General features: G+C 61.7%; 27 protein-coding genes and 1 tRNA gene. 17 read left to right on the plus strand and 11 right to left on the minus strand.

Going from position 1 to position 25,895, the window contains the following annotated elements; all coding sequences use genetic code 11:
• Window positions 1-35 precede the first annotated feature (35 nt).
• The 14 genes from CDO35_RS06940 to CDO35_RS07005 all read left to right on the plus strand — a co-directional run bounded on the left by CDO35_RS06940 (window position 36) and on the right by CDO35_RS07005 (window position 8,279).
• The gene (locus CDO35_RS06940; protein WP_003245701.1) at window positions 36-254 is read left to right on the plus strand and encodes a MerR family transcriptional regulator; all 219 of its coding nucleotides are present in this window, start codon (window positions 36-38) and stop codon (window positions 252-254) included.
• A gap of 39 nt (window positions 255-293) precedes the next feature.
• The gene (gene pflM, locus CDO35_RS06945; RefSeq protein WP_158233722.1) at window positions 294-590 is read left to right on the plus strand and encodes a lysogeny maintenance protein PflM; all 297 of its coding nucleotides are present in this window, start codon (window positions 294-296) and stop codon (window positions 588-590) included.
• 4 nt (window positions 591-594) lie between these two features.
• Window positions 595-882, plus strand: coding sequence for a hypothetical protein (locus CDO35_RS06950; protein WP_099523206.1), 288 nt, complete (start codon window positions 595-597; stop codon window positions 880-882).
• Window positions 883-1,136: 254 nt separating this feature from the next.
• A complete protein-coding gene (locus CDO35_RS06955; protein WP_099523207.1) occupies window positions 1,137-1,517 on the plus strand; it encodes a hypothetical protein in 381 nt (126 codons plus the stop codon).
• Window positions 1,518-1,532: 15 nt separating this feature from the next.
• Window positions 1,533-1,712, plus strand: a complete 180-nt coding sequence (locus tag CDO35_RS06960; protein ID WP_099523209.1) for a hypothetical protein — start codon at window positions 1,533-1,535, stop codon at window positions 1,710-1,712.
• A gap of 11 nt (window positions 1,713-1,723) precedes the next feature.
• Window positions 1,724-1,927, plus strand: a complete 204-nt coding sequence (locus tag CDO35_RS06965) for a hypothetical protein (protein WP_099523210.1) — start codon at window positions 1,724-1,726, stop codon at window positions 1,925-1,927.
• An 11-nt stretch (window positions 1,928-1,938) separates the two neighbouring features.
• Window positions 1,939-2,145: a major capsid protein gene (locus tag CDO35_RS06970; RefSeq protein ID WP_099523212.1), complete on the plus strand. Its 207-nt coding sequence runs from the start codon at window positions 1,939-1,941 to the stop codon at window positions 2,143-2,145.
• Window positions 2,146-2,280: 135 nt separating this feature from the next.
• Complete coding sequence (locus CDO35_RS22780; protein WP_143507307.1) at window positions 2,281-3,666, plus strand: virulence factor TspB C-terminal domain-related protein; 1,386 nt, start codon at window positions 2,281-2,283, stop codon at window positions 3,664-3,666.
• Between the two features lies 1 nt (window position 3,667).
• Complete coding sequence (locus CDO35_RS06980) at window positions 3,668-3,985, plus strand: DUF2523 domain-containing protein (RefSeq protein ID WP_099523215.1); 318 nt, start codon at window positions 3,668-3,670, stop codon at window positions 3,983-3,985.
• Complete coding sequence (locus CDO35_RS06985; RefSeq protein ID WP_099523217.1) at window positions 3,985-5,175, plus strand: zonular occludens toxin domain-containing protein; 1,191 nt, start codon at window positions 3,985-3,987, stop codon at window positions 5,173-5,175. The genes CDO35_RS06980 and CDO35_RS06985 overlap by 1 nt, the downstream gene beginning before the upstream one ends.
• A 153-nt stretch (window positions 5,176-5,328) precedes the next feature.
• A complete protein-coding gene (locus CDO35_RS06990; protein ID WP_099523218.1) occupies window positions 5,329-6,606 on the plus strand; it encodes a hypothetical protein in 1,278 nt (425 codons plus the stop codon).
• Window positions 6,606-7,619, plus strand: a complete 1,014-nt coding sequence (locus CDO35_RS06995) for a phage integrase (protein ID WP_099523220.1) — start codon at window positions 6,606-6,608, stop codon at window positions 7,617-7,619. The genes CDO35_RS06990 and CDO35_RS06995 overlap by 1 nt, the downstream gene beginning before the upstream one ends.
• A 100-nt stretch (window positions 7,620-7,719) precedes the next feature.
• A complete protein-coding gene (locus CDO35_RS07000; RefSeq protein WP_099523222.1) occupies window positions 7,720-7,995 on the plus strand; it encodes an antitoxin of toxin-antitoxin stability system in 276 nt (91 codons plus the stop codon).
• The gene (locus tag CDO35_RS07005) at window positions 7,995-8,279 is read left to right on the plus strand and encodes a type II toxin-antitoxin system RelE/ParE family toxin (RefSeq protein WP_099523224.1); all 285 of its coding nucleotides are present in this window, start codon (window positions 7,995-7,997) and stop codon (window positions 8,277-8,279) included. Before CDO35_RS07000 ends, CDO35_RS07005 begins: the two co-directional genes overlap by 1 nt.
• Before the next feature lie 402 nt (window positions 8,280-8,681).
• On the opposite strand, the gene CDO35_RS07015 is transcribed toward CDO35_RS07005, so the two are convergent.
• From CDO35_RS07015 to dapA, 4 genes are all read right to left on the minus strand, one after another.
• Window positions 8,682-8,771: transfer RNA gene (locus tag CDO35_RS07015), tRNA-Ser, on the minus strand.
• Window positions 8,772-8,889: 118 nt separating this feature from the next.
• Window positions 8,890-9,759: a phosphoribosylaminoimidazolesuccinocarboxamide synthase gene (locus CDO35_RS07020; protein WP_045735233.1), complete on the minus strand. Its 870-nt coding sequence runs from the start codon at window positions 9,757-9,759 to the stop codon at window positions 8,890-8,892.
• 113 nt (window positions 9,760-9,872) lie between these two features.
• Window positions 9,873-10,997: an outer membrane protein assembly factor BamC gene (bamC, locus tag CDO35_RS07025; RefSeq protein WP_099523228.1), complete on the minus strand. Its 1,125-nt coding sequence runs from the start codon at window positions 10,995-10,997 to the stop codon at window positions 9,873-9,875.
• Between the two features lie 16 nt (window positions 10,998-11,013).
• On the minus strand, window positions 11,014-11,892 hold the full coding sequence (gene dapA, locus CDO35_RS07030; RefSeq protein ID WP_003460631.1) for a 4-hydroxy-tetrahydrodipicolinate synthase: 879 nt from the start codon (window positions 11,890-11,892) through the stop codon (window positions 11,014-11,016).
• A gap of 247 nt (window positions 11,893-12,139) precedes the next feature.
• Here dapA and CDO35_RS07035 point away from each other — a divergent pair, with 247 nt between their 5' ends.
• Both CDO35_RS07035 and CDO35_RS07040 read left to right on the plus strand, forming a co-directional pair.
• Window positions 12,140-12,697: a glycine cleavage system transcriptional repressor gene (locus CDO35_RS07035; RefSeq protein WP_072425349.1), complete on the plus strand. Its 558-nt coding sequence runs from the start codon at window positions 12,140-12,142 to the stop codon at window positions 12,695-12,697.
• 146 nt (window positions 12,698-12,843) lie between these two features.
• On the plus strand, window positions 12,844-13,317 hold the full coding sequence (locus CDO35_RS07040; protein WP_099523230.1) for a peroxiredoxin: 474 nt from the start codon (window positions 12,844-12,846) through the stop codon (window positions 13,315-13,317).
• Window positions 13,318-13,448: 131 nt separating this feature from the next.
• Here the strand turns inward: CDO35_RS07040 and CDO35_RS07045 are convergent, their stop codons facing one another.
• A complete protein-coding gene (locus tag CDO35_RS07045; protein ID WP_099523232.1) occupies window positions 13,449-14,510 on the minus strand; it encodes an AI-2E family transporter in 1,062 nt (353 codons plus the stop codon).
• Window positions 14,511-14,624: 114 nt separating this feature from the next.
• Complete coding sequence (locus CDO35_RS07050; RefSeq protein ID WP_017679080.1) at window positions 14,625-14,864, minus strand: sulfurtransferase TusA family protein; 240 nt, start codon at window positions 14,862-14,864, stop codon at window positions 14,625-14,627.
• Window positions 14,865-14,972: 108 nt separating this feature from the next.
• On the opposite strand from CDO35_RS07050, the gene CDO35_RS07055 reads away from it, so the two are divergent.
• Window positions 14,973-16,406 carry a M48 family metalloprotease gene (locus tag CDO35_RS07055; protein ID WP_099523234.1) on the plus strand — a complete coding sequence of 478 codons (1,434 nt, stop codon included), beginning with the start codon at window positions 14,973-14,975 and terminating at the stop codon, window positions 16,404-16,406.
• A gap of 215 nt (window positions 16,407-16,621) precedes the next feature.
• Here CDO35_RS07055 and CDO35_RS07060 read toward each other — a convergent pair whose 3' ends face one another.
• From CDO35_RS07060 to CDO35_RS07080, 5 genes are all read right to left on the minus strand, one after another.
• Window positions 16,622-21,463, minus strand: a complete 4,842-nt coding sequence (locus tag CDO35_RS07060; RefSeq protein WP_099523235.1) for an NAD-glutamate dehydrogenase — start codon at window positions 21,461-21,463, stop codon at window positions 16,622-16,624.
• Between the two features lie 284 nt (window positions 21,464-21,747).
• Window positions 21,748-23,052 (minus strand): TRAP transporter large permease, encoded by a 1,305-nt coding sequence (locus tag CDO35_RS07065; protein WP_099523237.1) that lies wholly within the window; start codon window positions 23,050-23,052, stop codon window positions 21,748-21,750.
• 58 nt (window positions 23,053-23,110) lie between these two features.
• Window positions 23,111-23,617, minus strand: coding sequence for a TRAP transporter small permease (locus CDO35_RS07070; protein WP_099523239.1), 507 nt, complete (start codon window positions 23,615-23,617; stop codon window positions 23,111-23,113).
• Window positions 23,618-23,683: 66 nt separating this feature from the next.
• Window positions 23,684-24,661, minus strand: a complete 978-nt coding sequence (locus CDO35_RS07075; protein WP_099523241.1) for a TRAP transporter substrate-binding protein — start codon at window positions 24,659-24,661, stop codon at window positions 23,684-23,686.
• Between the two features lie 209 nt (window positions 24,662-24,870).
• Window positions 24,871-25,815, minus strand: coding sequence for a LysR family transcriptional regulator (locus CDO35_RS07080; RefSeq protein WP_099523243.1), 945 nt, complete (start codon window positions 25,813-25,815; stop codon window positions 24,871-24,873).
• Window positions 25,816-25,895: the final 80 nt, after the last annotated feature.

Consider the following 25,895-nt stretch of genomic DNA (forward strand, 5'->3'; position numbering starts at 1 on the left):
ACAAAGACCAACATAGTGCAACAAAGGCCACTCCGATGGAAGGAATCCCCCTGACGCTGAAAGACCTTGTGAACCCGCCGCCGATGATGCCGTGGCGCGAGTTCGCAAACTGGATTCGCATGAGTGAAGACCACGACACCGTTCGCGGCTGGATGCGCAACGGCTACCTGCCCCACCTCAAGGTAGGCCGCCACGTAATGGTCAACGTCGCCCTGCTGACCAAGAAGCTTATGGAAGAGGAGTGGGTTGAATGATCCGCCAAACCTCTAGCCTCCCAGGTGAGGGCATGACTTATGACCCTCTCCCGCTACCTGCACCAGCCGCACGCCGAGAACTGCGACTGCTCTGTGTGCTGGCTAAACCGCAACTGGATACCGCCCAAGGCGCCTACTTACCCATACACACAATGCACCGCCTGCCGCCCCGCGCGATGGTCCGTGGTCAATGGTCGGAACCACGTTACGCAGGCCTATACCTGCGAGAGACACAAGCCCGGCAACCGTCCGCCGCAGTACTGGCACGTTGTGAGCGACACCGGCAAACCAACGCCCTTCGTGCCCCTGCGCGAACCGTTCGAGCTGGTGGGGTGAGCGCATGATCGTTCTCGATACGCCTTCTATCGTCATGCTCGGCCTGCTGCTCATCAACTGCATCGGCGTCGCCTACTGGTTTGGCCGCATGGACGGCGCCCGTACCGCCCGCCCTGCAGACCCGCGCCTGGCCAGCACGCAGGCGGAAACACGCAGCTTCTTAAAAGGCCTGACCGCCGCGCTCGTTGCTATGTCGGTCAAGGGCCGCGCTCCCGGCTCGTCGGATCACGCTTCACCGATCCGGCGAACGGAAGCACGGGCAGAGCGAACCCTTGAACACCCACCACCCTGAATAGCCTCCGCTCGTGAGTGTGGGGCAGCTCCACCGCCCCGCGCTCCCGAGCCCTCGGCGGCAAGAGTGGGATGACAAGGGCAAAGCCCTTGGTGTTGAACAACTAACCCGCTGCACCAGCGGCGCTAACTGAAAACCTCGGCAAGTCGAGAACCCCACCCGGGCAAAAACGCGAAGTTTGCCCGTGTGGACCCGCTCGGCCTGCTGAAAGGCAAACCCGCGCAATACCGCGCAACCAAGCGAGGAAACACAACATGGCACGCACCACTATGGAATTGGCATTCATCAGCGCTGAGCGCGTGAAGTTCGACAATGTGGATCTGGTGAAGCTGTACCTGGGCGACGAACCGGACGGCGAAAAAGACCTGGGCGTCTCCCTGCTCTCGATGCAGGTAGCTGAAAGCGCCCTGGACGAAGTGTGGGCCGCCTGCAAAGGGCTCGATGTACTGGAGACCGTCCGCGTCACCGTAGAGATTGATCGCGGCTCCAAGAACGCTGGCAAGTTCATCGTCCTGCACGTCGAGTCCGCCAAGCCTGCTCGCGGTGCTGCTGACCCAGCCAGCGAGGCCCGCAAGCTCGCCGCCCAACAACAAGCCAAGCCGACCGGCACCCAGCCGGACCCGGCCAAGGCCTGACGGGAGGGCGCCGCCGTGCTGATCGTTGATCGCGTGCTGTGTGACTGCTGCGGGCAGCCCATGGGCCAGCTCTACAACCAGTCCGCCCCCCAGCCCGACCTGCTGCCCGATCTGAACAAGGCGCCCGACCTCGTGATCTGCCCCGACTGCATCGACATGGCTGAGGTCGCCCGCGACCCCAGCTTGGCCGAGTAACAGGGGGCGCCATGGATTTCATCGTGTGCGATGGCGTGTGGGAAAGCGCAGGGCAAACCCCGGTTTGCAACGGCACCCTCTCGACCGTCTCGCTCGGTGAGATAAGCCCATCCGGGCTAACCGCTGAAGACCATGCACAGATCCGCGAACACGCCCTGGTGCTGTTCGCCATCGTCTTCGGCGCTCTCGTGCTGAAAAAGGCACTCAACCTGTAGGAGACACACCCATGCAAAACCTGAAAGTCCTGCGCCGCTCGCTCGGTGCTTCCGCCGCTGTTGGCCTGCTGGCCGTACAGCAAGCCCACGCCGCCCTCCCGACCGGCGTGACCACTGCCCTGACTGATGCGCAGACCGATGGCGTCGAGGTCGCGGGCATCGTCCTGGGCGTGATCATCGCGATTGCCGCCTTCAAGTTCATCCGCCGCGCGCTGTAAGGCCGGCTGCAACCAACCAGCCCGGTAACTCGTTATCGGGCTTTTTCACATAAGGGCTTTTCATGGACGCCAACATGCTGACCACGATCATCATCGTTATGGCGTTCTGGGCTCTGTTCTTTGGGCGGGTTTGAGATGTGCCAGGGTCAATCGCTACGGATCGTTCTTGCGCTGATCGGATTGCTCGGCGGGGCGTTGACCTTCACGCCCGATGCGAAGGCTGAGGACTATTACTGGATTATCGCTTATCCGCAGGATAATGCTCGCTACTCTAGCGCCATATCTGCTTGTCAGGCCAACACCCAATTTTATCTTTCCCAAAACCCCACTCATACACAGGTTTCGACTAACTATCGGCCTCACTCAGACCAAACCGGTTTTTGGTGCACTGTTCGTTTTCGCCGCCCTGATACTTCTGAATACAATGTCAGTAACGTTGCGCAGCGTCGTGGCACTGGCTGTACTGATCCGAATATCTACAACCAGCAAACTGGTGCCTGTGAGCCTCCACCGGTTAATTGCGAACCCAAGGCCGGCCAAAACACCACCTGGTCCATGCTGCGGCCGGACCTCAACGGCCTCGGCCCTATCGAACATGGTTGCGAGGCCGGTTGCCGTATCGCCCTCGGCACTTCGCAATGTGCACCTGTCTCCGAAGGCGCGACCACTGGCGTTTGCTGGGGCGTAGGCAAGTTCACCGGCGCTGAATGCCAACCCGGCGACAACCCTACAGGTGGCACCCCGCCGCCCGATCCTACCGACCCCACGGACCCCACCGACCCGCCGCCAGATTGCGGCCCTGGCCACTCATGGTCCGGCACCACCTGCGTGCCTGATGAACCAGAGGAATGCGACCCCAGCACCGGCGAAGTCTGCCCGCCCGACGATGGTGACGGCGAAGACGGCGATGGAGAGGACGGCGACGGGGATGGTGACGGCGAAGGTGACGGGGATGGCGAGGGAGACGGCGATGGGGATGGGGATGGCGAATGCGATCCCGCCACCGATCCTAACCAATGCAAGGGCACGGACGGCGGCGACTGCGATCCGAAAACCGATCCCAACCAGTGCAAGGGCGATGATGAGCCTGAGTGCGACCCCAAAACCGACCCGAACAAATGCGTAAAACCCAGCGTCGAGGGCGAAGCCTGCGACACCGAGCTGAAGTGTGAAGGCGACGTCATCCAGTGCGCCATTCTGCGCGCCAACAAAAACCAGATCTGCCAATGGAAGTACGACGAACAGGTCCGCAGCGATATCGCCTCCGAACTGGCCGGCGAGGACTACCAGCTGGAAGAGAAGTCCATCGCCGTCAGCAGCCTGTTCACCGAAGCCGTGAACAAAGGCCGTTGGCTGCCTCAATCCTGCCCTTCCCCACAGAGCTTCACCGTCATGGGTCGCAGCTACTCGTTTAGCTGGGAGCCCGCCTGCCGTTTCGCCCAAGCCATCGGCCCGCTGATTGTGGCCCTGGCTTCGATCTTCTTTGCAGTCTCCATCGGACGCGGAATCAAGGGGTCTTGATATGCCACTACTACCACTGCTTGCCACCTTCCTCGGCTCCATCGTTTCCGGGCTGGTCTTCCGGGCGTTGGCTTCCCTGGGCTTTGCCTACGTTGCCTATGTCGGTATTGGCCAACTGATCGACACCGTCGACAGCTACGTCAAAGGCCTCTTCGGCACCATCCCGCCACCGGTCGCGGCCATCCTCGGTATGGCCAAGGTCGATGTAGCCATCAACATCATCATCGCCGCCGTCATCGCTCGCCTGATGCTGGCCGGGATGGACCGCATTACCGGCACCATCACCGGCCTCGCCCTGCTCAACAAGGCTGGTGGCTGATGTTCGTTCTGCGCACAGGTCTGCAGGGCAACGGCAAGACCTTGAACACCATCAAGGAAGTAGACGCCAAAGCCGCGAAAGAAGGCCGCCCGGTCTACTATCACAACATCCGCGGCTTCGATCCCAACGCCGAAGTGCTCGAGGCCGTTTGGCAAGAATTCGACGAGCCGCAGAAATGGCACGAGCTGCCACAGAACGCCATGATCGTCATCGACGAAGCGCAGACCTTCTTCCGGGTGCGCCCTGCTGGCTCTGCCGTCCCCGCCTACGCCAGCGCCCTGGAAACCATGCGCCATCGCGGCCATGAACTGCACTGCATCACCCAAAACCCCGGCCTGATCGACACCCACTTCCGCAAGCTCTGCAACTCGCATATCCACTACGTGCGAGGCCACAAAGGCAAAGTCATCAAGCGCTGGGAGTTCGAGCGCGTAAACATGGACGTCGAGAAGAAAAACGACTTCAGCGACGGCCAGGCCACGCGGGTGCTACTCGATAAGAAGTACTTCGGCGTGTACCAGTCCGTTGCTGAAGGCTCTGAACATCACATGAAGTTCAAGCCGCCTCGGGCGCTGTTCGTGTTTATCGCCTGCATCATCGGTATCGGCTACTTCGGCTACGGCATCTATGAACGGCGCATCGCCCCGCCCAAGCCCCAGGCCGAAGCCGTCGAACAAGCGCGCGCCACGTCACCGACCGGCGAACCCGTGGCGCAACAGCCAGCCCCCAGCAATGCCGCGCCGCTGTCGCCTGAAGAGTACGTCGCCCTGCGAATGCCCCGCCTGCCCGATGTACCCAGCTCGGCGCCGATCTATGACGAAATCACCCGGCCGGTGACCTATCCGCGTCTGTCCTGCATGTACTCCACCGATCAGCAGATGGTGGCCAGGAATCACAAGCGCCTCGTCCTGGGCTACCGCGACGGCAAGGTGTATGGCTGCCGCTGCAACACCCAGCAAGGCACCCGGGCGGTGGTGTCCTTCGAAGCCTGCATGGCCTACGTCGAAGAAGGCGCTTTCGATCCTGCAAAGCCTGATCGCCTGCCCGATCCGAACGGCCAGATTGCTCAGATACAACCAGATCAACAAACACCGCAACGCCAGCCCACTCGGCCTGCTCCTTCTGCTGCATCCAAAGCGCCTGTAGGAGCCGCCTGGCCGTCGCTGAGCGGTTATCAGGGTGCCCTGTGAGCAAACACCAAAGGAACGCCATGCGCGGCGGCGTGGTTGCGTGCGAGGCACGAGCGCGCGTGTGCGCCGCCGCGCGGGCGCTGACGTCCCTGTAGCACGTCAGATAAACCGATTTCGAAATGGCAAGTAATGGCCAGTAAGGAAAACCCAAGCATGAAGATCAAAGATTTTGCCCGTCTAGACCTCAACGGTGAGCACAACAGCCTTGGACGAATTTTCGTTGATCCTGGTACTGCTGAAATCGTCGATCTGTCGAAGGCCAAAATCCTGGCCTGCAGCGTCGATACAGTTCGCCAGCTCTATCGCGGCCTGATCCGCCCGGAAATCATGGGCCTTTTTGAGAAGCCAGGGACCATCGTCGACTTCGCTGGCCAGCGTTGGCACTCCGGGCGTGTCAGCAAGGATTCGGGCTACCAGTACAAGCTGCAGAATGCTGACCTGGGGATCATCCTGCTAGTGAAGAACTTCAACGCCAAAATCGAGAACATCGGCCCACACCTGAAAATCGAAGTGTCACCCCATGCCATCGACCAATTCTGCCCCGAGCGCCTGCAGGAACGCCTGGACTACTACGCCGGCCACGTGCTGACCAATATCGAGCGCAACCAATGCGCGGTCCACCTAGCGCTAGACCTGCAGGGCTGGCAACCGCCCGCCGATCTGGTCGCCCGCATGCACTGCCGCGCACGCGCCGCCCGCGATATTTCCGGCATCAAGGAAATTCAGTGGACGCTGGAGTCTGCGACCTACGGCAAAGGCCAGTCCTATCTGTTCGGCTCCGCTGGTGGCGTCCAGCTGGGGATTTACAACAAGACCGAACAGGCCAGGGCCATCGACAAGCTCGACTACTGGGAAAACGTCTGGAGACGCCGCGACAGCTTCGACGAAGCCGACCCGGACAACTACAACCCGGAACAGGACGTGTGGCGCGTAGAGCTGCGTTACCACCACTCAGTGATCCAGCAATTCGCCTCCGGCTCGTTCGATCTGCAGACAAGCCAGATCATTGAAACCAACAGCTACGCCGCCTTTGCACCGCACCTAGACGGCCTGTGGCGCTATGGCCTTCGCCAGTTCAAGCTGCTGGCTCGCCCTGGTTACTTTGAACCCATCTGGACCCTGATCCGTGACGATGTGCGCGTGGATCTGCCGGTGGATTCCCTGGTGGATGAAACCGAGTACAAGCGCCAATACAAGACCTCGCGGGGCTTCTCGGGGAAGAACGTCGAGCTATTCCTGGGAAACTTCGTCAGCCTGCTGGCACGGGAGCGAGTGGGCGCTAGAAAGGCTTTCTATCGGCTCAAGGATTGGGAATGCTGGCCGGTGATCCGCGACCACTATGCCGCCAAAGGCATGGATGAAGATGGGTTGCACAAGCACATCAAAGGCATCCTTGAAGAACGCCATGTTCGTTGGGGGCGTGCTGTCTGATGGCAATAGAGCAACTGCCTGACGGGCGTTGGAAAGTCGATGTAGAGCCCATCAAGGGCAAACGCTTTCGCAAGACGTTCAAGACCAAGGGCGAAGCGCAACGATTCGAAGCTACTTGCCGCGCCAAAGTCATCACTGCACCTGATTGGGCACCCAAGCCAAAGGACCGCCGTAGGCTCTCCCAGTTAATCGACCGCTGGGCAGCACTGCATGCCCACACCCTAAGCGATGGTGAGGCAAGGCGTCGTCTTCTGGATACCATGGCCAAAGAGCTGGGCGACCCGGTGGCCATCAAGATGACCGGCAACGAGTACGCGGAACATCGAACCCAGGCGATCAAGGCCGGTATTAACCCCAAGACCTTGAACAACCGCCTGGGCTACCTCCGTTCGGTGTTCAACGTGCTCTATCAGCTTGGCGAAATCGACTACGCCAATCCGCTTGCTCGCGTCCGACCGCTGCGCCTGCAGGAAAAGGAACTGACCTACCTGACCGATGACCAGATAGAGACACTGTTCACCACCATTCACAGCTATTGCCGGACACCTCATGTCGCCATGGTCGCGGCCATCTGTCTGGCTACTGGTGCCCGTTGGGGTGAGGCTCAGGCCCTGACACCCGACCGGGTACGCAACCAGCTGGTTACGTTCGTGAATACCAAAGGCAAGCGCGTCCGCTCGATCCCCATCGCCTTGGAACTGCAGCATCAGATACATCGGCACTTCAAGCAGCACGGCCTGTTCAGCAACTGCCTGAACAGCTTCGACAAGGCCCTGGGTGAGTCTCGCTTGCCGGTGCCGGCTGGCCAGTCATCGCACGTGCTACGGCACACCTTCGCCAGCCATTTCGTCATGAACGGTGGCAACATCCTGACCCTGCAGAAAATCCTGGGCCATACCACCTTGGCCATGACAATGCGCTACGCGCACCTGGCTCCTGATCACCTGCAGGATGTCGTCAGGTTCGGACCAGCTAGCGATCACCAACGCTTTCTCAGCATCATCACTCCATAGCCATATCCGATGACGCGTGCTTTCCAGTGCCGCAAGCATTGCTTAGCATGTACACAACGTATATACGTTGTAGTTACGAATTGACTGATAGGTGACGACCATGGCCAAAGAAGCCGTTTTCAATCTGAAGCTTGAGCCCGAACTGCGCGAAGGCTTCATGGCAGCCGCCCAAGCTGCACACCGGCCGGCCTCCCAGGTCATGCGCGACCTCATGCGCGACTTCATTCGCCAACAGCAACAGGCCAAAGAGCATGAGGAATTCGTGCAACGCAAGGTCGCTGCTGCCAGGGCATCGTTAGAGGCAGGTCGTGGCCGCTCCAATGATGATGTAGAAGCTGAATTCGCCGCTCGCCGTGCTAAGGCTATGGGTCACTGATGCAGGTCATTTGGACACCCGAGGCACTGCAGGATCGTCTGGATATCTGGGAATACATCGCAACCGACAACCCACGCGCTGCCGTGCACATGGACGAGCTATTCAGTGCTGCCGCCGCCAGTCTGGCTGACTTCCCCGACAAGGGCAGGCTGGGAACGGTGGCCGGTACTCGCGAGCTGATCCCCCACGAAAACTACCGCCTTGTCTATCAGACTGAGCGTGACGCCGTCTGGATTCTCGCCCTGGTGCACGTCGCCAGGATGTGGCCGCCGATCCAGAGCTAGCAAGCTGGGCCCGTAGCTATGTAGGTGTACGCTTTCAGAGGCTCACAGACTTCCAAATGAGGCAATTTTTGAGAGCCTCTTCTCGAACCTGATAAAGCTACTCTCGCCCAGAATCAGAGGCGGTAACAGCAAGGCGAATCCGAGCACACCGCCGATCACTGCGCCTATCCCTGAGCCGATGATCCCCATAAATGTCCCGAACCCTAGAAAGACGCAACCGACCAAAGCAAAGCCTCGCCTTGCTCGAGCTTGATTGGGGTACCTGTTAAGCACGCAACCTAGGAACATCCTTATCTCCCTCGCGTTTCGCTTCTATTCTCGACACTTCTTCGACACCTTGCATGTCGCAGATAGCAAAAGCCCCCGAAACTCTAGGAATTTCAGGGGCTTAGGCTTGAGATATGGCGGGAAGATAGGGATTTGAACCCTAGGTGCCATTGCTGACACAACGGATTTCGAATCCGTCCCGTTCGACCACTCCGGCATCTTCCCAAGCGGCGCGAATCATAACAGCTGAATGCGCTTTGGCGAAGCTTATTTTGAAAAATTTTCGTGTTCTATCAGGCGCTTGTGAAAAAGCCGGAGGCTGCCCGGCCTTCTCTCGCAGGGCTCAGGCGGTCAGCCGGGTCAGTGCTTCGCGATACTTGTCAGCGGTTTTCTGCGCGACGTCTGCCGGTACGGCCGGGGCCGGGGCTTGTTTGTTCCAGCCGGTGGATTCAAGCCAGTCACGCACGAACTGCTTGTCGAAGCTCGGCGGGTTGCTCCCTTCGGCGTAGCTGTCGGCCGGCCAGAAGCGGCTGGAGTCCGGGGTCAGCACTTCATCCATGAGGGTCAGAGTGCCGTCTTCGTCCAGGCCGAATTCGAACTTGGTGTCGGCGATGATGATGCCGCGGGTAGCGGCGTACTCGACAGCCGTGGTGTACAGCTTGATCGCGGTGTCACGCACCTGGGCAGCCAGTTCGGCACCGATGATGGCTTCGCACTGCGCGAAGCTGATGTTCTCGTCATGATCGCCCACGGCGGCCTTGGTCGAGGGGGTGAAAATCGGTTGCGGCAGCTTGGCTGCTTCCTTCAGGCCTGCCGGCAGGGCGATGCCGCAGACGGTGCCGCTCTTCTGGTATTCCTTCCAGCCGGAGCCGACGATGTAACCACGCACGATGGCTTCCACGGCGACCGGCTTGAGGCGCTTGGCAACCACCGCACGACCTTCGACTAGCGGCAGCTCGGCGGCAGACACCACGTCCTCGACCTTGTCACCGGTGAAGTGGTTGGGCACCACGCCAGCCAGCTTGTCGAACCAGAAGTTGGAGATGGCGGTGAGGATCTTGCCTTTCTCCGGAATCGGTTGCTCGAGGATGACGTCGAATGCCGACAGACGATCGGTGGCCACCATCAGCATGCGCTTGTCGTCGATTTCGTAGAGGTCGCGGACCTTGCCCGAGTAGATCTTCTTCAGGCTCAGGGTGGTGGGTGTGCTCATGTCGGCATTTCCGTTTCTGGCAAACAAAACAGGCGAAACCTTTGCGGGTTTCGCCCATCGATTAACGGCTGGAGCGCGCTGCAGGCCGCTTTTCAACGGCCTGCCGGCGCCGGTCAGCCGAGATTATCCTGGATCAGGCTCAGCACGCGGCGCGATACGTCGGCCGGGGCAATGGTGTTGAGGTCTTTTTCCACGGTGACCTGGACGCCATCGCCAACCGGAGTCAGGCGCACCTGGTAGCGCTCGGCACGGGCTTCGATCTCTTCCTTGCTCGGCGCGCTGCCGAACAGGCGACCGAAGAAGCCTGGCTTCTCTTCGTTGATCTGAGCGCCTTCGGCCATGTTGATGTAGTACAGGCCAAGGCTGCGGTTAAGGTCGTCGACGCGCACGTCGCCAAGCTCCAGCGAACGGCCGACGCCGGACCATGCACGGTCGAAATCGGCGCCGAGATTGAGCACCGGGTTGCCGTTGCCGTCTTCGCTCAGGCTGACTCGGCTGGGTGCGTCATAGTCGCGTGCGGCGAGCAGCGATACCGAACCGCCCTGCTCCACGCCACGAGCCATGCTCACCAGCATTTCGTCGAGCAGTGCAGCTTCGAGGCTGCTGGCGTTGCTGCTACGGGCAGCGAAATCGACATCGGCGGTGCTGCCGGCAGGACGCTCGGCGCTGCTGACGAAGACCTCACTGGTGTTGCGCTGCACGCCCGGCTCGATGCGCACGCGCACGCGGGTTTCGGCATCCGCCGCAACGCCGGTTACGCGGCTGCTCAGGCTACGCGCCATACCTGCGGAGAGATCATCGAAACGCTGCCAGGCGGTGGTGAACTCACCGACCTGCGGGCGCTCGCTGGCGATGCGGAAGCCGTTGTCTTCGAAGAATTGACGCGCCAGCGGCCAGACTTCGGCCGGCACGCGCTGAGCCACGACCCAACGCGAATCGCCGCTGCGCTGCAGGGTGAATTCGCGTTCATCGGCACGCACCTGCAGGCCTTGCGGGCGCGGCACTTCGAATTCAGCGGGGGTAGCGGTGGTGCTGGCAATCTGAGCGGGCACCGGCAGCAGCGGGTCGAGGCGCTTGGCCTGGACATCGGCCGGCAGTTGCATCGGTGCAGTCTGGCGCGCTTCCAGGTAGTCGCTGCCGCGATCACGGAAGTAGCCATTTTCACCCCAGAGCCAGCCACAACCGCTGGTGCTGGAGACGATCAGAGCAAGGGCGGAAAATCCGGCCAGTCGCTTCATGCGTAGAATCCTTGAGTTAAGCCAATACACCGCACTGGCGCATGGCCTGGCGCAGCGGTTCGTGACAGCGCGGGCTGAGCCAAGTCAGCGGCAGACGAATACCGTCGCCCATCAGGCCCATTTCGTGCAGCGCCCATTTCACCGGAATCGGGTTGGATTCGAGGAACAGTGCCTTGTGCAACGGCATCAGACGGTCGTTGATGGCACGGGCGATGGCAGCCTCGCCACGCATGGCGGCGGCGCACAGATCGCTCATGGCACGCGGCGCAACGTTGGCAGTGACGGAGATGTTGCCCTTGCCGCCCAGCAGCATCAGCTCGACGGCAGTGGCGTCGTCACCGGAGTAGACGAGGAAATCCTTGCTGACGCGATCCAGTACGTCCTGGGCGCGTTGCAGGTCGCCGGTGGCTTCCTTGATACCGATGATGTTGTCGATCTTCGACAGACGCTCGACTGTCTCCGGCAGCATGTCGCACACGGTACGACCCGGCACGTTGTAGAGAATCTGCGGGATCGAGACGGCTTCGGCGATGTGGCGGAAATGCAGGTACAGGCCTTCCTGGGTCGGCTTGTTGTAGTACGGGGTGACCAGCAGGGCGGCGTCGGCGCCGACTTCCTGAGCGGCACGGGTCAGCTCGACCGATTCACGGGTGGAGTTGCCACCGGTGCCGGCGATCACCGGGATACGACCGGCAACCTGCTTGACCACACGTTTGATCACTTCGATGTGCTCGGGCACTTCCAGCGTGGCGGACTCACCGGTGGTACCGACCGCGACGATGGCATTGGTGCCCTCTTGCAGGTGGAAATCCACCAATTTGCTCAGGGCCTCCCAATCCAGACCACCCTGCGCATCCATGGGCGTGACCAGTGCCACCATACTGCCCGCAATCATGCAACCGCTCCTGCCGGAAAAATTGAGCCGTAATGGTACTGGTGCCACCAATCCGGCACAAGCAACGGACACGGGCTTATCAGGTCGTTTGCACATGACCTGCGTTTTTCCGCGACCGGCTATCGGCGCAGGCCGTCGTCCGATACACAAGGCTTCGCCATTCCCCTCGGCGGTGCTTTTCGCTAACCTGCTGTCTTTGGTCTGCGGCTTCTCACGCGCGGACCGTTCATCGCTTTAGGAAGGCTGCATGTCCACCCCCCCCGTTCGCGAACAATTCCTCGTTATCAGCGCTCTCGGCCGCGATGCCATGGCCCTGACCAATCTGCTCAGCCGTACCAGCCATGAGAACCGTTGCGCGGTGATCAGCACTCGCCTGAGCCGTCACGGTGAATTCAGCGCCCTGGTGCTGCAGGTGTCCGGTAGCTGGGATGCACTGGCGCGCCTGGAGTCGAGCCTGCCGCTGCTGGCCAAGAAGCATGATTTCAGCGTGGACCTGGCACGCAGCGCCGCCGCTGAGGTGCGCCCGCAGGCGCTGCCTTATGTGGCCTATGTCAGCGCCGTGTACCGCCCGGACATTCTCAACGAGCTGTGCCAGTTCTTCATCGATCACCGCGTCGAGCTGGAAGCCCTGACCTGCGACACCTACCAGGCGCCGCAGACCGGCGGCACCATGCTCAACGCCACCCTGACCGTGACGCTGCCGGCCGGCACGCAGATCAGCTGGCTGCGCGATCAGTTCCTGGATTTCGCCGATGCGCTGAATCTTGATGCCTTGATCGAACCCTGGCGCCCACAGAATCCATGACGATCTGCTGCGCGTCGGCCCTGCTGCGTTAGAAACAGGTTCGGCCTGCTCATTTACAACTCGTAAACTCCGCGGCCTCACCTGTTTCTGCCTTGCATGGCTCTAGCTCGCGAGATCGCCGACAACCTCTGAATGAAGGAGTTTCCATGCCCGTAGAACTCGACAAAGCCGTTGCCGACTTCCAGGCCGAGGCCACCAGTGGCCAGCAGGTAAAGCTGTCCGCCCTCAAGGGCCAGCAGGTCGTGCTGTATTTCTACCCGAAGGACGCAACCCCGGGCTGCACCACCGAGGGGATGGACTTCAGTGCTCGCTTCGAGCAGTTCAAGGCGGCCAACACGCTGATCTTCGGCGTATCGATGGACAGCCTGAAGAAGCATGAAAGCTTCAAGTGCAAACAGGCGTTCCCTTTCGAGCTGATCAGCGACGAAGAACATCAGCTGTGCGACCAGTTCGGCGTGTACCAACTGAAGAAGAACTATGGCAAGGAATACATGGGCATCGTGCGCAGCACCTTCCTGATCGACAAGGACGGCGTGCTGCGTGAAGAGTGGCGCAACCTCAAGGTCGCCGGTCATGTCGACAAGGTGCTGGCAGCCGCCGAAGCGCTGCACAAGGGCTAAACGGCGCACCCTACGGCATCGCTGGATACCCTGAAACCTGAAAAAGGCCGCATTTTCGGCCTTTTTCGTTGGGCTAGGCACCCGTGCTTGCTGGGCTGCGCGGCCGAAGCCGTTCCTACCAGCCCTAAGACTTACGCAGACACCGGCTCGGTACGCGGCCAGGCGTTGATCACGGCCTTGAACAAGGTGGCCAGTGGAATAGCGAAGAATACGCCCCAGAAGCCCCATAGCCCGCCAAACAGCAGCACTGCGCAGATGATCGCCACCGGATGCAGGTTGACCGCCTCGGAGAACAGCAGCGGCACCAAGACGTTGCCGTCGAGCGCCTGGATGATGCCGTACACCACCATCAGGTAGAGGAACTGATCGCTCCAGCCCCACTGGAACAGACCGATCAACGCCACCGGCACGGTCACCACCACCGCGCCGATATAAGGCACCACCACCGACAGGCCGACCAGCAAAGCCAGCAGCGCCGCATAGTTGAGGCCCATGTAAGCGAAGGCGATGTAGGTGGCCACGCCGCAGATGATGATCTCGATGAACTTGCCACGGATGTAGTTGGCGATCTGCTGATTCATCTCCTGCGCCACCTGCGTGATCAGGGCGCGTTCGCGTGGAAGGTAGCTGCGGAACCACTGGCCGATCTGCTCGCGGTCCTTGAGGAAGAAGAACACCAGGATCGGCACCAGCACCAGATAGATCATCACGCTGACCAGCATCGGCAGGCTGGACAGGGAGAACGACAGCGCCCACTGGCCGAACTTGCCAGCTTCGCCGCGCATGCTGTCGATCAGCTGCACGACCTGCGCGTCAGTAATCAGGTTCGGATAACGCTCCGGCAGCAGCAGGAACACCGATTGCCATTCGGCCGCCATACGCGGCAGCTCATTGAACAGCGTGCTCAACTGTTGCCAGAGCAGCGGCATCAGCACCAGCAGGAACACCGTCAGGCCGCCCATGAACAGGGTGAACACCAGCCAGACGGCCAGCACCTGCGGCATCTTCAGGCGCTCCAGGCCGTTGACCAGCCCCTGCATGAGAAAGGCCAGCACCAGGCCAGTCAGCACCGGCGCGAGCATCCCGCCCAGGGTCAGTACCAGTGCAAAACCCAGCACCAGCAGTACCGCAAGCACCACCGCCTGCTCATCGGAGAAATAGCGATGCAACCAGTCGCGAATAACCTTGACCATCAGAATTCCTTAACGCAGAGAAATGCCGGTTCTTTCGCTACGCCCGCCATATGAAAAATGGCGCACGCCGCGCATGAATGGCCACTGGGATATGTTTCAAGCTGCAACAGCTGTTCAGGCCTTGCGCAGCCAATAGCGGTAAACGCCTGCCTCGAGTTCCTCATGCAATAGCGCATGCCCGGCCAGGCTGGCGAAGGCACGAAAGTCGCGCTGCGAGCCGGCGTCAGTGGCGCTGACCTTGAGCACCGCGCCACTGGCCAGGCGATTGAGCTCGAGCTTGGCCTTGAGCAAAGGCAGCGGGCAGTTCAGCCCGCAGGCATCGAGTTCAGCATCGAAAGCCGGTACGTCTGTCATCATCTACTCCTGATAGGTCGGCTAGGATACCCAAGCCGCCACAACCCTGGCCAGCGCGGTAGCTGGCCGGCTACAGTAACGCCTTTGCCTCCCGAGAGCCCTGAGTGCATGACTTTTCTGCGCCCCACCCTGCTGACGCTGGCCTGCCTGTTCGCCGCCCATACGGGTGCCAGTGATCTGCCGTCGCTAGGCGACGCCAGCTCCTCGATCGTCTCGCCCCAGCAAGAACACCAGCTCGGCCGCGCCTGGCTCGGCCTGCTGCGTGGTCAGGTTTCGCAACTGGACGACCCGCAACTCAAGGATTTCGTCGAGTCCAGCGTCTATCGCCTGTCGGAAACCAGCCAACTGCAGGACCGTCGTCTGGAGTTCGTGTTGCTCAACAGCCCGCAGCTCAACGCCTTCGCCGCCCCCGGCGGGATCGTCGGGGTCAACGGTGGCCTGTTCCTCTATGCCCAGACCGAAGCCGAGTACGCCTCGGTCATGGCCCACGAATTGGCGCACTTGTCGCAGCGCCACTTCGCTCGTGGCGTCGAAGCGCAGCAACGCATGCAGTTGCCACTGATGGCCGCCATGCTTGCCGGTATCGTCGCCGCTGCTGCAGGTGCTGGTGATGCGGGTATCGCCACCATCATGTCGACCCAGGCCGCCGCCATTCAGGAGCAACGCCGTTTCTCCCGGCAGAACGAACAGGAGGCCGACCGTATCGGCCTGGTCAACCTGGAAAAGGCCGGCTACGACCCGCGCGCCATGCCGCTGATGTTCGAACGGCTGATGCGTCAGTACCGTTACGACGCCCGCCCACCGGAATTCCTGCTGACTCACCCGGTGTCGGAATCGCGTATCGCCGATACCCGCAACCGTGCCGAGCAGTACCCCGCCACGGGCCGCGAAGACAGCCTGCGCTATCAGTTGATGCGCGCCCGCGTACAGCTGACCTACGAAGAGACGCCGGGCGTTGCAGCCAAGCGCTTTCGCGCCATGCTCGACGAGAACCCTGGCCTCGATGCCGCGCGCTACGGCCTGGTACTGGCGCAGATGAAAACCGGCCAGCTCGCCGAAGCAGGTGAAACCCTGGCGCCGCTGCTGAGCAAGAGTCCGGACGACATCACCTACAACCTGGCACAGATCGAGCTGGATATGGCGGCCAACCGCCTGGACGCCGCCGAGCGTCGTCAGGAGCGCATGTTCACCCTCTATCCGAGCAATTACCCGTTGCAGCAGGCCCGTGTCGACCTGCTGCTCAAGCAGCGACGCATCCCTGATGCCGAGCGCGCACTGGACAATCTGCTCAAGACTCGCGCCAAGGACCCGGATGTCTGGTACCAGGTCGCCGAGGTGCGTGGCCTGAGCGGCAACACCATCGGTCTGCACCAGGCACGCGCAGAGTTCTTCGCCCTGGTCGGCGATTACAACCAGGCCATCGAACAGCTGGACTTCGCCAAGCGCCGCGCCAGCAACAACTTCCAACTGGCCTCGCGCATCGATGCCCGTCAACGCGAGCTTTCCGAAGAAAAACGCCTGGTCGAACAGATGCTGCGCTGATCCGGAGCATAGAGGTGCGCACGGCACACCCTACCCGTCGCCCATGGCAGCACCGTAGGGTGCGCTGCGCGCACCGATAACGGCGTGGTAGCCCGGATGCCATCCGGGAAACAGCGCCCTCGGAATCGCATCCTGGCGACGAAAGTCTGTGAATACAGCGCCACACAAAGAAAGAGCCCCGCACTTGGCGGGGCTCTTTTATTTCAGCGGACGGCTCAGGCGCTTTGTGCCAGGTCCATCAGCTCACGGTTGGCCACCGCGTACATGGCGTAGTCGGTGCCGGTTGCCGAACGCAGCTCAGCCAGCATCGCCTTCCAGCGGTCAACCAGGCGTTGGTGCTGGTCGAGCCACAGGGCCACGCGCGCTTCGATCTCCTGCGGACCATCGGCCATCTGCAGCACCGACACGGTGATCGCACGCTGCTGCCAGTCCAGGTCATCACGGAAGGCTTCGCGGGCCAACGCTTGCCAGTTGTTCTCTACCGGCAGGTTGGTGATCTGTTGCAGGTACCAGGACAGCTCCAGCGAACCGCCGACGGCGAAGTAGGCCGTCGCCACTTCACTGGTGTCCTTGCCGGTGACGTCCGCCGCCTCAATGATCGGCAGCAGCGTGTACAGGTGGCTGGTGCCAGCGACCACGCGCGCCAACTCTTCTGGCGTGCCGGCTTCGACGAAGCTCTGGTAGCGCGCCAGCCACTGCTCGCGGGCCGGGCCTTCGAGCAGTTCGTCCAGACGGCCGACCAGCGCTTCGATGCGCGGCGCGAAGTGTGCCACGTCGCGTGCAGCGTCCAGCTCGTTGCGGCGGCTGCGCAGGAACCAGCGGGTGGCGCGGCGGCCCAGGCGCATCAACTCGTCCATCAACTGCAGTTGCAGTTCGGCCGGCACCTTGTAGTCCAGCGCCTCGATCTGCGCCCACCAGTGCGGCAGGCGGAACAGGTCACGCACGATCACGTAAGCGCCAGCGACGTTGGCCGCGCTCATGCCGGTGGACTCCTTCAGGCGCTGCACGAAGGTGATGCCCATGTGGTTGACCAGGTCGTTGGCGATCTGCGTGCTGACGATTTCGCGCTTGAGGCGATGACGGCGCATGGCGTCGTCGAACTTCTCGGTGAGGATCGCCGGGAAGGCGGTTTCCATCTCGCGCGCCAGGTACTCATCGTCCGGCACCAGGGACTTGAGCAGAGACTCCTTGAGGTCGATCTTGCTGTAGGAGATCAGCACCGACAGCTCCGGCCGGGTCAGGCCCTGGCCGTTGGTGGCGCGCTCGTTCAGCTCCTCGTCAGATGGCAGGAACTCCAGAGCGCGGTCGAGCTTGCCGGCGCTTTCCAGCGCATTCATCAGGCGCTTGTACTCGCCGACGCGCTCGCGGGCGCGGCGCTCGGCCAGCGACAGCGCCTGGGTCTGTTTGTAGTTGTTGCCCAGTACCAGCTCGGACACATCATCGGTCATCTCGGCCAGCAGCTTGTTGCGCTGCTTCTCGGTCATGTCGCCAGCGGAGACGATCTCGCCGAGCAGGATCTTGATGTTCACCTCGTGGTCGGAGCAGTCCACGCCACCGGCGTTGTCGATGAAGTCGGTGTTGCTGGCGCCGCCATGCAGGCCGAACTCGACGCGGCCGAGCTGGGTCATGCCCAGGTTGCCGCCCTCACCCACCACCTTGGCGCGCAGTTCACGACCATCGACGCGCAGGGCGTCGTTGGCCTTGTCGCCGACGTCGCCGTGGCTTTCATGACTGGATTTCACGTAAGTGCCGATGCCGCCGTTCCACAGCAGATCGACCGGCGCCTTGAGCAGCGCATTGAGCAGCTCGGTGGGCGCCAGCTTGTCGGCCACGATGTCAAAGCGCGCCTTCATCTGCGGGGTGATGGTGATGCTCTTGGCGCTGCGCAGGAAGATGCCGCCGCCATCGGAAATCAGCTTGGAGTCGTAGTCGGCCCAGCTCGAACGCGGCAGCTCGAACAGGCGCTTGCGCTCGACGAAGCTCTTGGCCGCATCCGGGTTCGGGTCGATGAAGATGTGCAGGTGGTTGAAGGCCGCTACCAGCTGCAAGCTTTCCGACAGCAGCAGACCATTGCCGAACACGTCACCGGCCATGTCACCGATGCCGATCACGGTGACATCGTCCTTCTGCACATCGATGCCGCGCTCGCGGAAGTGACGCTGTACCGAAACCCAGCCACCCTTGGCGGTGATGCCCATGCCCTTGTGGTCGTAGCCGGCCGAGCCGCCAGAGGCGAAGGCATCGCCAAGCCAGAAACCGTACTCGGCAGCAATGCCGTTGGCGATGTCGGAGAAGGTCGCAGTGCCCTTGTCCGCCGCCACAACCAGATAGGGGTCGTCGGCGTCATGGCGCACCACGTTCTGCGGCGGTACTACTTCGCCGTCCTTGAGGTTGTCGGTGATGTCCAGCAGGCCACTGATGAAGATGCGGTAGCAGGCGATGCCCTCGGCCATCACTTCGTCACGCGAGCCGCCGACCGGCATCCTGCGCGGTACGAAACCACCCTTGGCGCCCATGGGTACGATCACCGCGTTCTTCACCTGTTGCGCCTTGACCAGGCCGAGCACTTCGGTGCGGAAGTCTTCCTCTCGGTCCGACCAGCGCAGGCCGCCACGGGCAACGTCGCCGAAGCGCAGGTGCACACCCTCGACGCGCGGGCTGTAAACGAAGATCTCGAACTTCGGCACCGGCCGCGGAATATCCGGAATCAGGCGCGGGCTGAGTTTGAAGCTGAAATAGGACTTGGCCACGCCGCTGGCATCGGCCTGGAAGAAGTTGGTGCGCAGGGTGGCTTTGATCAGGTCCAGGTAGCGACGCAGGATGCGGTCTTCGTTGAGCACGGCGACGTTGTCCAACGCAGCCAGGATGGCCTGCTCGAGCTTCTGCTGCTTGTCTTCCAGGTCCTCGGCGGTGAGCTTGCGCGCCAGGTAGAAGCGAGTACGGAACAGGCGCACCAGCTCCTTGGCGATATCGGCGTGGTTGACCAGGGTGGCGGCGATGTAGCTCAGCGAGAAACCCAGGCGGATCTGTTTGAGGTAACGCGCATAGGCACGCAGCAGCGCCACGTCGCGCCAGGGCATGGCAGCGGTCAGCACCAGGCGGTTGAAGGCATCGTTCTCAGCAGAGCCACCGACGATATTGATGAAGGCATCCTGCAGGGTATCGTTGAGCTGCTGGATGTCGACGTCCAGACCTTCGGCATAGGTGAAGGCGAAGTCGTGAATCCAGAACTCGCGGCCATCGGCACGGCGCAGCTTGTAGGGGAACTCACCGAGCACACGCAGCCCGAGGCTCTCCAGGATCGGCATGACATCGGACAACGGCAACGGCGTATCGGCGTGATACAGCTTGCAGTGCAGTTGCTGGTCGCCCTGCGCCAGCGGCTGGTAGAAGCTCATCACCAGCGGCTTGTCGTTGCTCAGGCTGAGCAGGTGCTGCATGTCCACCACCGCCGAGTGCGGGGCGAAACGCTCGCGGTAACCAGCCGGGAAGCCGCCGGGGAATTCGGCCAGCACGCTGGTGCCCTGGGCTTCGCCGAGGCTTTCCACCATCAGGCTGGCGTAGTCGTCCTTCCACGAACGGCAGGCCTGGATGACTTCCTTCTCCAGACGCACGGGGTCGATCTGGGTCTTGTTCTTGGGATCGACGCGCAGGATGAACTGCACACGCGCCAGCACTGACTCGGAGAAGAAGGTCCAGAACTCGCAGTCGGTGGCCTGCAGGCGCTCCATCAGCACCTGCTGGATCTTCATCCGGGTTTCGGTGGAGTACACGTCGCGCGGCACGTAGGCCAGGCAGTAGCAGAAGCGGCCATAGGGATCGCGACGCAGGAACACGCGAATCTTGTTGCGCTCCTGAATCTGCACGATGGAAAGCGCCGTGCTGAACAGGTCGTCCACCGGGGTCTGGAACAGGTCGTCACGCGGCAGCACTTCCAGCACCTGGGCCAGTTCCTTGCCGAGGTGAGCGCTGCTGTCGAAGCCGGAACGCTGTTTGATCACGTCCACCTTGCGGCGGATGTAGGGGATGTTCCATACGCTCTCGGCGTACACCGCCGAGGTGTACAAGCCCATGAAGCGGCATTCCTTGACCACGTTGCCTTTGGCATCGAGTTCACGGATGGAAACGAAATCCGGGTAGGCCGGACGGTGCACCCGGCTTGGTACCGCGGCCTTGGCGAAGGACAGCAGCTGCGGCTCGCGCAGGTAGGCCACCGCCTCCGGCTCGATATGCAGCTCCTCGGCGCTCAGCCCAGTGCGCAGGCGCTTGGATAGACCGAGCAGGGATTTCTCGTCGTAGACCATGCTGCCGCCATCGGCGGTCGGGGCGACGGTGAACTCCTCGTAGCCGAGGAAGGTGAAGTGGTTGTCCAGCAACCAGTTCAGGTAGACCTTGATTTCATCCAGCTCGGCCTTGTCCACCTTGAGCTTGGCGCGATCCAGCCAGGCCAGCAGCTCGCGTGCCTTGGCCTTCATCGGCTGGAAGTCGGCGACGCTCATGCGCACGTCGCTGAAGACTTCGTGAATCGCCCTCTCCAGGGTCTTCAGTTCGGCGGAACTGGAGCAGCGGTCGATTTCCAGGAACATCAGCGCTTCCTGCAGCACGCCCTCGCCCTGAGTACCACGCGGCAGGATTTCCAGCAGCTGGCCATTCTTGTCGCGACGCACGCTGAACACGCTGTTCTGCAGCGTGTGGATGCTGTAGCCATGGCGGTTCAGTTCCATGCGCACCGAGTCGACCAGGAACGGGATGTCGCCATGCAGAATTTCCACCGCGGTGTGGGTGGACTGCCAGCCGTGTTTCTCGTAATCGGGGTTGAAGGTACGCACCTGCGGTTTGGCGTGATCGAACTGCTCCAGCATGTGCCAGGCCGACAGGGTGCAGCCGACCAGGTCGGACAGACGCCGCTGGGTCAACTCCTCGAGGGCGATGATGCCGAAGAACTGTTCGGCGAACAGGGCTACTTGTGGCAGCGCCTGCTCACTCACGTGCTGTGCCAGGGCCGCTTGCAGTTGGTGCTGGAAGTCGGCTTTGCTGGCCGCCGTAAAGAACGCCATGGTTTTGCTCCATTGGGCTAGTGGTTCGACAGGAGGTCTGGATCGCTGCCGTGAGGTGTTAGTTCAACGTTAGTCCATGAAGCGACAATGACACTTGCGAGTCGCATGCGGACCGGCGTGAAGAGCGCGACCGACGGGTCACACATAACCAGCGAGCTTAACGAGGGATGGCCTACAACCGCTTGCGGCGCTGCGACATTTTCTTTCAAGGCTGCACCGACACGGTGCAAAGGGAGAAAAAGCCACGGCCCGCCACCGGAGAATGAACGGGCCATGGCAGGAGGTCAGGCGCCGCGCATCGCGTCGGGCAGCGCCAGCACGATCTGCGGGAACAAGGTGATGAGGATCGCCGCCAGCACCAGCAGGAGGAAGAACGGGAAACTGGCGCGTGCGACCGCGCCGAGATTACGCCCGGTGAGGTTCTGGATGACGAACAGGTTGAAACCCACCGGCGGGGTGATCTGCGCCATTTCCACCACCAGGATGACGAAGATGCCGAACCACAGCAGATCAATCCCGGCAGCCTGCACCGCCGGCAGAATCACCGCAGTGGTCAGCAGGATGATCGAGATGCCGTCGAGGAAGCAGCCCAGGGCAATGAAGAACAACGTCAACGCCAGCAGCAACAGGTACGGCGACAGCTGTTTGGCGATGATCCAGTCGGCCAGCGCCGCCGGCAAACCCGTGAAACTCATGGCCGAGGTCAGGTACGCCGCACCGAGCAGAATGAAGAAGATCATGCACGAGGTGGACACCGCGCCCATCAGGCTGGCCATGAAGGTTTCGCGGGTCAGCGCTCCCGAGATCAACGCTATCAGCAGCGCACCGACCACACCCACAGCCGCTGCCTCGGTGGCTGTGGCGATGCCGCCGTAGATCGAGCCGATCACCGCGACGATCAGGCCCAATACCGGAATCAGCAGTTTGGCCCGACGCAGTTTGTCCATGAACGGCAGGCGCTCGCCCTCCTCCGGCAACTTGCTGCGATTGCAGGCGGCCCAGAGCATCAGGTAGCCGCTGAAGATCGCCAGCAGCAACAGGCCCGGCAGGATGCCGGCAATGAACAGGCGCGAGATCGACACCTGCGCCGCCACGCCGTAGACGATCATCATGATCGACGGTGGAATCAGCAGACCGAGCGTACCGGCACCGGCCAGCGAGCCCATGGCGATGGATTCCGGATAACCACGCGACTTCAGCTCCGGCAGAGAGATACGCCCGATGGTGGCAGCGGTGGCCGCGGAAGAGCCGCTGACCGCCGCGAACATGCCGCAGCCGAACACGTTGACGTGCAGCAGCCGCCCCGGCAGGCCACGCATCCAGGGCGCCAGGCCGTTGAACATGTCTTCGGAAAGACGGGTGCGATAGAGAATCTCACCCATCCAGATGAACAGCGGCAGTGCCGTCAATGTCCAGCTGGCGCTGGAAGCCCAGCTGGTGGAGGCGAGAATCGAGCCAGCCGGCGCGCCGCCGAACAGCTCCATACCGATGATGCCGACGCCGAGCAACGACAGGGCAACCCAGACGCCGCCGCCAAGCAACACGAACAGTGCCAGCAGCAGGGTGATTGTAATGATTGTGTAGTCCACGGGTTCACTCACGAATGCAGTGCGGTGATGGCCGCAATTAAAGGTCGAGCCCGCAGGCTCACTCGCTCATCGCCGTGCCGGCTTCGACAGCTTCGAAGCGCTTGCCCTGGCAGGTCAGCACCAGGCGCTCGGCCATCGCCACCACCAGAATCAGCGTGCCCAGCATCATCGGCAGTTGTGGCAGCCACATGGGAATCGGCAACAGGCCGGACGACACTTCCTTGAACTCGTAGGACTCCAGCACGAACAACGTGCAGTACCAGGCCATATAGGTAGCGATGCCCAAACCGACCAGCGTGGCCAGTACATCGACTACACGGCGGCCGCCAGCAGGCAGCAGCCGCAACATCAATTCCACACGGATGTGTGCGCCACGCTGCAGCGCGTAGGGCAAGGCGAGAAAACCCGATGCGGCCATCGCGTAAGCGGCGAGCTCATCGGCGGCGGGCACCATGGTGCCCAATTGGCGGGCGACGATCTGCGCCACGACCAGCAGGCAGATCAGGACGAGAAAAACGCCGGATAACCATCCCGACAGGGTGTAGAGCTTGTGCAGTGGGGTCATGAACTACGGGCTCCCTGGGCAAGCCACAAGAAAAGCCCGCCGCAATAAGCGCGGCGGGCAGCAGAATCAACGCTGGTAGCTATCGAGAATCGCCTTGCCGTCAGCACCGGCGCGTTTGAGCCACTCTTCGGTCATGGTCTGGCCGATCTGCTCGAAGCCGCTCTCCACCGCTGCCGGGGCTTGCTCGGATACCTGCATGCCGTTGTCGGCCAGGGTCTTGACCAACTCGCCGGTCTTCTCCTGAGCAATCGCCCAGCCACGTTCCTCGGCACGCTTGGCCGCCTCCAGCACTGCAGTCTGAGTCGCTTCCGGCAGGCGGGCGAAGGCGCGCGCGTTGACGATGACGAAGTTCTTCGGAATGAACGCCTTGACGTCATAGTAGTAGGAGGAGAAGTCCCAGGCCTGGGAGTCCACACCCGTGGTCGGCGAGGTGAGCATGCCGTTGATCATGCCGGTGCTGAAGGCTTGCGGGATTTCGCCGGTCTGGATCACGGTCGGCACTGCGCCCATCAATTCGGTCATGCGCGAAGTGGCCGGGTTATAGGCACGGAATTTCATGCCCTTGAAGTCGTCCATGTTCGTCACCGGGGTTTTGGTGAAGATGCTCTGCGGCGACCAGGGCATGGCGTACAACAGCTTGATGCCCTGCTTGTTCAAGCGCTCTTCCACGGCCGGACGGCTCGCCGCCCAGAGGGCCTGGGCCTGCTCGTAGTTACGCACCAGGAAGGGCACACTGTCGATTTCGAAGATCGGATCTTCGTTGCCCAGCACCGACATCAGTACGTCCCCCACCTGCACCTGGCCGGTCTGCACGGCGCGTTTGACCTCAGGACGCTTGAACAGGACCGAGTTGGCGTGCACGCGGATCTGCAGCTCGCCGTTACTGGCTTTTTCCACATCCTGGGCGAATTCTTTGGCCACGGTGGTGATGAAGTTGCCATCAGGGTTCTCGGCGGTCATGTTCCAGCGCTCGGCGGCCTGGGCACCGAAGCCCAGTGCACAAGCCAAAGCGGTGATAGCGAAACGCGATGCGATGCTTTTCATGGTGCTCTCCTGTTCATTGTTTTTTGTGCGCCGCAAGGCGCGGCTGGAAGACGATTTCGAGTCTCAGCGCATCGCCCTACCCTGTCCAACTAGAAAAACCGGAGGCGCATGATCGGAAATCGTTATGGGATGAAAGGGGGCATTTCTGCAGCGAATGCACCAGCAGCGGGCAGCCAGTGAAGGCCCCGCAAGTGGGTGGATGACGACGATCAGGCGCTCTGCTGTTCCGGCGCTGGCGCGACTCGCGCCATGCAGGATTCGCCCATTTCCTCGGCGTAAACGTCCAATGCCTCACAGGCCAGGGCGATGATGTCTTCGCTGAGTTCCAGCCCCACGCCCGTGCGCCAGGTAGCGACCACCGGCAAGGGCGGCGGCTCGGGCACATCGTCAAGAATGGTCAGCAGGCCCTGCTTGAGCTCGTCATGCACCAGCGCTGGCGGCAGCGCGCCGATACCAAAACCGTCGCGCACCAGGCGCGTCATCGCGGCGATGGAGTTGACGCAGTTGATGCGCGGCGCGCTGACGCTGCCGGCATGCAGCAGGTTGAGAATGTCCTGATGCGGTCGCGAATTCTTCGAGAAGGTGATGATGCGCTCGCGTGCCAATTCCTCCATCGAGGCATAGCAGCGGTGGTACAGCGAACCGGTCGGAACGATCCAGCGCACCGGAAATGCGGCCAGTTCCAGGTTGCGTACGCTGTCGCCGTTGACCATATCGGTCTGGAACACTATATCCAGATAGCCCTTGAGCAGTTGCTCGTTGAGGTTGCGTGCAGTGTCGGCGGTCAGTTCGATCTCCACTGCCGGGTAGCGCTCCATCACCCGTGTTACGAACGGACTCAACCAGGTGTGAATGACAGTATCCATGGCACCGACGCGAATACGCCCCTGAATCTTTCCGGTATCGCTGATCGACTGTTTCAAGGCCTGCATGGTGTCGATCATGCGCTCGGCGTATTCGAGCACCTTCTGTCCTTCCGGAGTCAGCGATACGCCTTTGGAGTCACGCAGAAAAAGACGCGTGCCGAGTTCGTCCTCGAGCGCGGCGATGCGGCTGGAAATGGACGCCTGGGTGCTGAACAGCTTCTCGGCTGTCAGGCGGAAACTCTTGAGCCGTGCCACCCAAACGAAGGTCTCGAGAAATCTCAGGTTCATGCCGCAACGCCTCTTCGCAATGTTCTTCTCAGGGGCTGATTGGCAGCGCCCACGCTGCCTCAGGCGTAGCAGGTTGTATG

It is taken from the genome of Pseudomonas sediminis, from assembly GCF_002741105.1.
Classification (GTDB): Bacteria; Pseudomonadota; Gammaproteobacteria; order Pseudomonadales; family Pseudomonadaceae; genus Aquipseudomonas; species Aquipseudomonas sediminis.

Excerpts from the sequence above, each read along its gene's own strand:
- CDO35_RS07060 (WP_099523235.1), bottom strand. The coding sequence starts at position 21,463 with ATGGCGTTCTTTACGGCGGCCAGCAAAGCCGACTTCCAGCACCAACTG.
- CDO35_RS07075 (WP_099523241.1), bottom strand. The coding sequence starts at position 24,661 with ATGAAAAGCATCGCATCGCGTTTCGCTATCACCGCTTTGGCTTGTGCA.
- CDO35_RS07055 (WP_099523234.1), top strand. The coding sequence starts at position 14,973 with ATGACTTTTCTGCGCCCCACCCTGCTGACGCTGGCCTGCCTGTTCGCC.
- CDO35_RS06970 (WP_099523212.1), top strand. The coding sequence starts at position 1,939 with ATGCAAAACCTGAAAGTCCTGCGCCGCTCGCTCGGTGCTTCCGCCGCT.
- CDO35_RS07000 (WP_099523222.1), top strand. The coding sequence starts at position 7,720 with ATGGCCAAAGAAGCCGTTTTCAATCTGAAGCTTGAGCCCGAACTGCGC.
- CDO35_RS07020 (WP_045735233.1), bottom strand. The coding sequence starts at position 9,759 with ATGAGCACACCCACCACCCTGAGCCTGAAGAAGATCTACTCGGGCAAG.
- CDO35_RS22780 (WP_143507307.1), top strand. The coding sequence starts at position 2,281 with ATGTGCCAGGGTCAATCGCTACGGATCGTTCTTGCGCTGATCGGATTG.
- CDO35_RS06955 (WP_099523207.1), top strand. The coding sequence starts at position 1,137 with ATGGCACGCACCACTATGGAATTGGCATTCATCAGCGCTGAGCGCGTG.
- CDO35_RS07050 (WP_017679080.1), bottom strand. The coding sequence starts at position 14,864 with ATGACAGACGTACCGGCTTTCGATGCTGAACTCGATGCCTGCGGGCTG.
- CDO35_RS06950 (WP_099523206.1), top strand. The coding sequence starts at position 595 with ATGATCGTTCTCGATACGCCTTCTATCGTCATGCTCGGCCTGCTGCTC.
- CDO35_RS06940 (WP_003245701.1), top strand. The coding sequence starts at position 36 with ATGGAAGGAATCCCCCTGACGCTGAAAGACCTTGTGAACCCGCCGCCG.
- CDO35_RS06990 (WP_099523218.1), top strand. The coding sequence starts at position 5,329 with ATGAAGATCAAAGATTTTGCCCGTCTAGACCTCAACGGTGAGCACAAC.
- CDO35_RS06980 (WP_099523215.1), top strand. The coding sequence starts at position 3,668 with ATGCCACTACTACCACTGCTTGCCACCTTCCTCGGCTCCATCGTTTCC.
- CDO35_RS06995 (WP_099523220.1), top strand. The coding sequence starts at position 6,606 with ATGGCAATAGAGCAACTGCCTGACGGGCGTTGGAAAGTCGATGTAGAG.
- CDO35_RS07070 (WP_099523239.1), bottom strand. The coding sequence starts at position 23,617 with ATGACCCCACTGCACAAGCTCTACACCCTGTCGGGATGGTTATCCGGC.
- CDO35_RS07035 (WP_072425349.1), top strand. The coding sequence starts at position 12,140 with ATGTCCACCCCCCCCGTTCGCGAACAATTCCTCGTTATCAGCGCTCTC.
- bamC (WP_099523228.1), bottom strand. The coding sequence starts at position 10,997 with ATGAAGCGACTGGCCGGATTTTCCGCCCTTGCTCTGATCGTCTCCAGC.
- CDO35_RS07080 (WP_099523243.1), bottom strand. The coding sequence starts at position 25,815 with ATGAACCTGAGATTTCTCGAGACCTTCGTTTGGGTGGCACGGCTCAAG.
- CDO35_RS06965 (WP_099523210.1), top strand. The coding sequence starts at position 1,724 with ATGGATTTCATCGTGTGCGATGGCGTGTGGGAAAGCGCAGGGCAAACC.
- pflM (WP_158233722.1), top strand. The coding sequence starts at position 294 with ATGACCCTCTCCCGCTACCTGCACCAGCCGCACGCCGAGAACTGCGAC.
- CDO35_RS07040 (WP_099523230.1), top strand. The coding sequence starts at position 12,844 with ATGCCCGTAGAACTCGACAAAGCCGTTGCCGACTTCCAGGCCGAGGCC.
- dapA (WP_003460631.1), bottom strand. The coding sequence starts at position 11,892 with ATGATTGCGGGCAGTATGGTGGCACTGGTCACGCCCATGGATGCGCAG.
- CDO35_RS07005 (WP_099523224.1), top strand. The coding sequence starts at position 7,995 with ATGCAGGTCATTTGGACACCCGAGGCACTGCAGGATCGTCTGGATATC.
- CDO35_RS07045 (WP_099523232.1), bottom strand. The coding sequence starts at position 14,510 with ATGGTCAAGGTTATTCGCGACTGGTTGCATCGCTATTTCTCCGATGAG.
- CDO35_RS06985 (WP_099523217.1), top strand. The coding sequence starts at position 3,985 with ATGTTCGTTCTGCGCACAGGTCTGCAGGGCAACGGCAAGACCTTGAAC.